General features: G+C 69.5%; 4 protein-coding genes and 2 tRNA genes. 5 read left to right on the top strand and 1 reads right to left on the bottom strand.

Translation table 11 applies throughout. The annotated features are described in order from the left end of the window. Positions 1 to 393: 393 nt before the first annotated feature. The 3 genes from D7Y11_RS41385 to D7Y11_RS41375 all read left to right on the top strand — a co-directional run bounded on the left by D7Y11_RS41385 (position 394) and on the right by D7Y11_RS41375 (position 2,730). Positions 394 to 2,400: a S1 RNA-binding domain-containing protein gene (locus tag D7Y11_RS41385; RefSeq protein ID WP_120581406.1), complete on the top strand. Its 2,007-nt coding sequence runs from the start codon at positions 394 to 396 to the stop codon at positions 2,398 to 2,400. A 103-nt stretch (positions 2,401 to 2,503) separates the two neighbouring features. Beyond that, positions 2,504 to 2,577, top strand: a tRNA-Met gene (locus D7Y11_RS41380). Positions 2,578 to 2,656: 79 nt separating this feature from the next. Next, a tRNA-Met gene (locus D7Y11_RS41375) sits at positions 2,657 to 2,730 on the top strand. Between the two features lie 43 nt (positions 2,731 to 2,773). Here the strand turns inward: D7Y11_RS41375 and D7Y11_RS41370 are convergent. Next, entirely contained in the window at positions 2,774 to 3,715 is a 942-nt protein-coding gene (locus tag D7Y11_RS41370; RefSeq protein ID WP_120581407.1) for a LysR family transcriptional regulator, read from the bottom strand. Between the two features lie 93 nt (positions 3,716 to 3,808). Here D7Y11_RS41370 and D7Y11_RS41365 point away from each other — a divergent pair, with 93 nt between their 5' ends. After that, positions 3,809 to 4,444, top strand: coding sequence for a pyridoxamine 5'-phosphate oxidase family protein (locus D7Y11_RS41365; protein WP_126936421.1), 636 nt, complete (start codon positions 3,809 to 3,811; stop codon positions 4,442 to 4,444). 60 nt (positions 4,445 to 4,504) lie between these two features. Beyond that, a partial coding sequence (locus D7Y11_RS41360) for a triacylglycerol lipase (RefSeq protein WP_126936420.1) occupies positions 4,505 to 5,441 on the top strand: 937 nt, incomplete at its 3' end.

Raw genomic sequence — 5,441 nt, 5'->3', positions numbered from 1 at the left:
GGGTGGGACCCTGCTGGTGCCGCCCCGACTGCACCCGGTGCTGGGGCTCCTGGCGACGGCGGTCCCCTTCGGCGTCGTCTACTTCGCGGTGTCCGCCGCGCTGGGTGTCCCGGAGGCGGGCGCCGTCTTCCGCAAGGTGGGTCGGAAGCTGGGGCTCGCCCGGTAGACGCGGCGCGGCGCCCGGTGGGACGGCTGCCCTCCAGGCAGTGTCTGGGGGCTCAAACGGAATGCAGGACAGGCCCCTTTCCGTTGGGATAGGAGGCCGATTGTGAAGGGGATGGCCGCATGCGGCTTCCTCCGGGCATGGCGCACGTGTAGAGTGCGCCGCCTTTTTCCAAAGGCCCCGACTTCAAGGAAGTCCCGGGCTGGAATCGTCAACGGAAGGTCTCGGCAGTGAGCGACGAGAAGAGCGGCGGAAATTCGGGCGGTCCTGGCGGTTTCGGTCCCAAGAAGCCGAAGGCCACGTTTGGCGACGTGATGCTGGGCATCCCTTCGGGGGGCCAGGGCAACGAGCGCGGCGGTGGCCGTGGTGGCCGCGATGAGAAGGGCGGGCCGGGCCGCGGTGATCGCGGTCCTCGCGACGCCCAGTCGCAGCCCCGTCCCCAGGGCGACGCGCCCCGCGGTGGCGGTGAGCGCGGCGGTGGCCGTGGCGGCGAGCGCCGGGGTGGCGGTGGAGGCGGCGAGCGCCGTCCGTCCGGCCCCATGGTGGTCGTGAAGCGGGCCTCGGGCTCCATCGAGACGCGCGCGCTGGAGGGTGAGAAGCCCGCCGAGGCGACCGCGACCGCGGAGCAGACGGGCGCTGACGCGCAGGCCTCCGCGGCCTCGACGCCGGCTCCGGCCCCGCGTCCGGTGACGCCGGCCCCCGCGCCGTCCAGCCCGCTGTACGAAGAGGTCGCTGAGACCGAGTCCTTCGCGGACATGTTCGAGGCGCAGGTCAAGGACGGTGGCGCTCCTGGCCGCCGTGGCGTGCGCATTGGCGAGAAGGTCGGTGGCACCATCTTCCAGCTGGGCGCGGACACCGCGTTCGTGTCGCTGGACGGCTCGGCGAAGTCCGAGGCGATGATCGAGCTGCGCGAGCTCAAGGACGACGAGGGCATCCTGCGCTTCGGCGTGGGTGACCGCCTGGAGGCGCACGTCGTGGAGATGGGTGCCCGGGGCATCCAGCTCAGCCGCGCGCTGGCCAAGGGCAACGCGTCCTTCGCGATGCTCGCGGAGGCCCGCGCCTCCGGCATGCCGGTGGAAGGCCTGGTCCTCAGCGTGAACAAGGGCGGCGTGGAAGTCGCCATCGGCGAGACGCGCGCCTTCTGCCCCATCAGCCAGCTGGACATCCGCTTCGTGGAGAAGCCGGATCAGTTCATCGGCGAGAAGCTCCAGTTCCGCGTGACGGAAGTGCGCGACCGCAACGTGGTGCTGTCGCGCCGCTCGCTGCTGGAGGACGAGCAGCGCCGGCTGGCGACGGAGACGCGCAAGACCCTGGCCGTGGGCAAGACGGTCAAGGGCAAGGTCTCCGGCGTGCGCGACTTCGGCGTGTTCGTGGACCTGGGCGGCGTGGAGGGCATGGTCCCCGTCTCCGAGCTCTCCTACACGCGCGTCGCGCACCCCAGCGACGTGGTGAAGCAGGGCGACGACGTGGAGGTGGAGATCCTCCGCATGGAGGAGGGCCAGCCCAACTCCCCCGACAAGTCCAAGCAGAAGGAGCGCATCACCCTGTCGCTGCGTTCGCGTCAGGAGGATCCGTTCAAGAAGGCGCTGGAGGAGATCAAGGAGGGCGACCGCATGCAGGGCAAGGTCGTCCGGCTCCAGCCCTTCGGCGCGTTCGTGGAGCTGCGCCCGGGCGTGGATGGCCTGGTGCACATCTCCGCGCTGAGCGACCGGCGCATCGCGCACCCGCGCGACGCGGTGAAGGAAGGCGAGGTCATCTGGGTCTCCGTCGAGAAGATCGACCCGAATGACAAGCGCATCGGCCTGCGCCGCATCTCCGAGGAGGAGGCCCAGCGTCCTCCCGAGGAGCGTCCCGCGAAGGAGGCCCAGGCGTCGGCTCCCAAGGAGCCCTCGGCGCCCCGTCCCAAGGTGGGCGCGGTCGTCGTCGGCAAGGTGGATCGGCTGGAGCCCTACGGCGTGTTCCTCGCGTTCCCGGGCGGCAAGGGCCTCATCCCGGCCAGCGAGACCGGCACGGATCGCGGCACGGACATGCGCAAGCACTTCTCCATCGGCCAGGAGCTGAAGGTGGCGATCATCGACATCGACGCCTCCGGGAAGATCCGCCTGTCCATCCCCGGCGCCATCCGCGCGGAGGAGCGCGCCGAGGTGGAGGCCTGGCAGAAGACGCAGCAGCCGCAGGGCGCTGGCAAGAAGGGCTTCGGCACCTTCGCGGATCTGCTCAGCAAGCTGGGCAAGTAGTGACGTCACGCCATCTCGGCGCTCGCGCGAAACAATGCGATGGGGCGCCGAGATAGGTGTTGACGGTAGCGAGAGGCTTCGGTACTTACCCTCTCGTTCTCGCCGCGGGGTGGAGCAGCCTGGTAGCTCGTCGGGCTCATAACCCGAAGGTCGCAGGTTCAAATCCTGCCCCCGCAACTTGAAAAAGCCCGGGGTCGAAATGAAAGTTTCGACCCCGGGTGTTCAAGGTGATAACAGCAGTACCGCGTCACGGTGACGCGGGGTGGAGCAGCCTGGTAGCTCGTCGGGCTCATAACCCGAAGGTCGCAGGTTCAAATCCTGCCCCCGCAACTCTGAGAGGGCCCCGGTGGAAACACCGGGGCCCTTTCGCTTTTCAGCGTCTGGCTTTGCCGCCCGCGGGCCTGGGCGGGCGCCACGCTTCGACCGGCAGGAGCGGGTGCTCCTCGAAGTGGCTGCGCGCCGTGCGGACGAAGGCCCCCACGTTCGCGGAGGTGCTTCGGCGGCCGGGGTAGATGACGCTCACCGGAACCAGTGGCGGCGCGAACGCTCCGAGGAGCAGCACCAGCCGCCCCGCGAGCACGGCGTCCGCCACCTGGTACGAGAGCGTGCGCGCGATACCAACCCCTTGCTCCGCCGCCGCGATGGCCGTGTCCGCGCTGTTGAGGATGAGGCGGGGCTGGATGCGCACCGGCTTCTCCTTTTCGCCGAACCGCCACTCGTTCGTCGCGTCGAGGCTCTCGAAGGCGATGAGCTCATGGCGGCTCAGCTCGGCGGGCGAGCGGGGTGTCCCGCGCTGTTTCACGTAGTGGGGGCTGGCCACCAGGACGCGGCGGACGGTGCCGACCTTGAGGGCAATGAGGCTGCTGTCCTTCAGCTCCCCCAGGCGGACGGCCGCGTCGATGCCTTCGTCCACGAGGTGCTGGTTCCTGTCCGACAGGTGCATGCGGATGGACAGGGCCGGATGCGCCGCGAGCAGCTTCTGGACCACCGGTAGGACGTGAAGCCGTCCGAAGACGATGGGCGCGGAGAGGTGGAGTTCGCCTCGTGGCTCGGCGTTCTCACCCCGGACGCGCCGGTCGGCCTCATCCAGGTCCTCCAGCAGCCGCTGGCAGCTCTCCAGATAGATCTGCCCACGTTCGGTGAGGCGCACGGAGCGCGTCGTGCGCGTGAGGAGCGCGAGCCCGAGCCGCTCCTCGAGCTGGGCGACAGCGCGGGTCGCCACCGACGGAGAGATGCGGAGATGGCGGGATGCGCCCGTGAAGCTTCCCTGCCTGGCGACGGCGACGAACGTCCGGAGCGTGAAGAGCTGGTCCATGATTCTTGCGAAGTTGGCAATGAAGTCTTGCGGGTCCGGCTGATTATTTCACCACGTCCCATGGATATACGTGGTGCTTCGAGGGAGAAAGCCATGGGCCGTTTCGCAAGACTCGCCTTCACGCCCGCAGTGAGGGCGCTCCAGGAGCAGAACGGGAGCCGTGCGGCCTACGCACGTATCGAGAGGGCAGGGGACGCACCGGATGTGCTCACGCCCGACGAGGCGGAGTTCCTTGGCCAACGTGACAGCTTCTACATGGCCAGCATGGGCGCGAACGGTTGGCCCTACATCCAGCACCGGGGAGGTCCGCCGGGCTTCATCCGGGTGCTGGACCCGCACACGCTGGGCTTCGCGGACTACCGGGGCAACAAGCAGTACATCTCCGCGGGCAACGTCAGCGAGAACGACCGGGTCGCGCTCATCTTCGTGGACTACCCGAACCGTGCGCGCCTGAAGGTCCTGGCGCACGCGTCCGTCATCACCCGCGAAACGGACCCCGCGACGATGGAGCGCCTGGAAGTCCCCGGGCAGAGCGCGAAGGCCGAACGCGGCTTCGTGCTCCGCGTGGAGGGCTTCGACTGGAATTGTCCCCAGCACATCACGCCCCGGTTCACCGAGGCGGAGCTGGACGAAATGCTGCGTCCGGTGTCGACCGAGCTACAGACGCTCCGCACGGAGAACCGCTCCCTGCGCGAGGAGCTTGCGCGCCTGAAGCGGCCCCCGGTTTGACCCTGGACCTACGGTCGGGTAGGTTACGGTTCGGTAGGTTTGATCGTGGAGGCGTGAGCCATGAACAGCCAGTCGCCAGCCGTCAGGAAGAACGCGGAGGCCCTGCGGGGTGCCAGCCGCCTCGCGGTGCAGGCCACCCGGGGCGTGATGGGGCTCGTCGAGGAGGTGCACTGCACCATCGCCAGCGGGCCGTCCGTCCTGGGCAGGCCGTTGGAGCGCCCGGCGCGGGCCGTGACGGGGTGGATCTACTCGACACTCCAGGAGGCCACGCGGCACGTGGGGGCGGGGCTCGACGCCGTGCTCGCGCGGCTCTCGCCGTGGCTGGGTGACAGTGCTCCGGGGCCTCAGCGGGAGGCGGTCGTCTCCGCGCTGAACGGTGTGCTGGGGGATGCGCTGGAGGCACAGGGCAACCCGCTCGCGATTCCGATGGCGTTCCGGGTCCAGGGGCAGCCGTTGTGCCTGGAGCCCGAGGCCCTGCGCGCCGCCCTCCCGGAGGCAGGGAGCCGGCTGCTCGTGCTGGTCCATGGCTCCTCGATGAACGACCTTCAGTGGAGCCGGCGGGGGCATGACCATGGCGCGGCGCTGGCGCGCGACCTCGGCTACACGCCGGTCTACCTCCACTACAACAGCGGCCTGCACATCTCCCAGAACGGGCGTGCGCTCTCCGCGCTGCTGGAACAGCTCGTGGCCTGCTGGCCCGTGCCGCTCGAATCGCTGACGCTCATGGGTCACAGCATGGGCGGACTGGTGGCGCGGAGCGCGTGCCTCGCGGCGGAGGCCGAGGGCCAGGCCTGGCGGCCCTTGTTGCGCGGGCTCGTCTGCCTTGGGTCTCCCCATCACGGCTCACCGCTGGAGCGCGGTGGGAGCTGGGTGGACGTGCTGCTGGAGATCAGTTCGTACAGCGCGCCGTTCGCTCGCCTGGGACGGATCCGTGGTGCTGGCGTCACCGACCTGCGCTTCGGCAACGTGCTCGATGAGCACTGGGAAGGGCGGGAGC

Origin of the sequence: Corallococcus sp. AB018, assembly GCF_003986945.1 — a bacterium.
In the GTDB taxonomy this organism is placed as follows: domain Bacteria; phylum Myxococcota; class Myxococcia; order Myxococcales; family Myxococcaceae; genus Corallococcus; species Corallococcus exiguus.
Note: the sequence above shows the minus strand (reverse complement) of the source record. Positions and strands in the feature narration are given on the sequence as shown.

Coding starts and splice junctions, on each gene's coding strand:
- D7Y11_RS41370 (WP_120581407.1), bottom strand. CDS start 3,715: ATGGACCAGCTCTTCACGCTCCGGACGTTCGTCGCCGTCGCCAGGCAG.
- D7Y11_RS41365 (WP_126936421.1), top strand. CDS start 3,809: ATGGGCCGTTTCGCAAGACTCGCCTTCACGCCCGCAGTGAGGGCGCTC.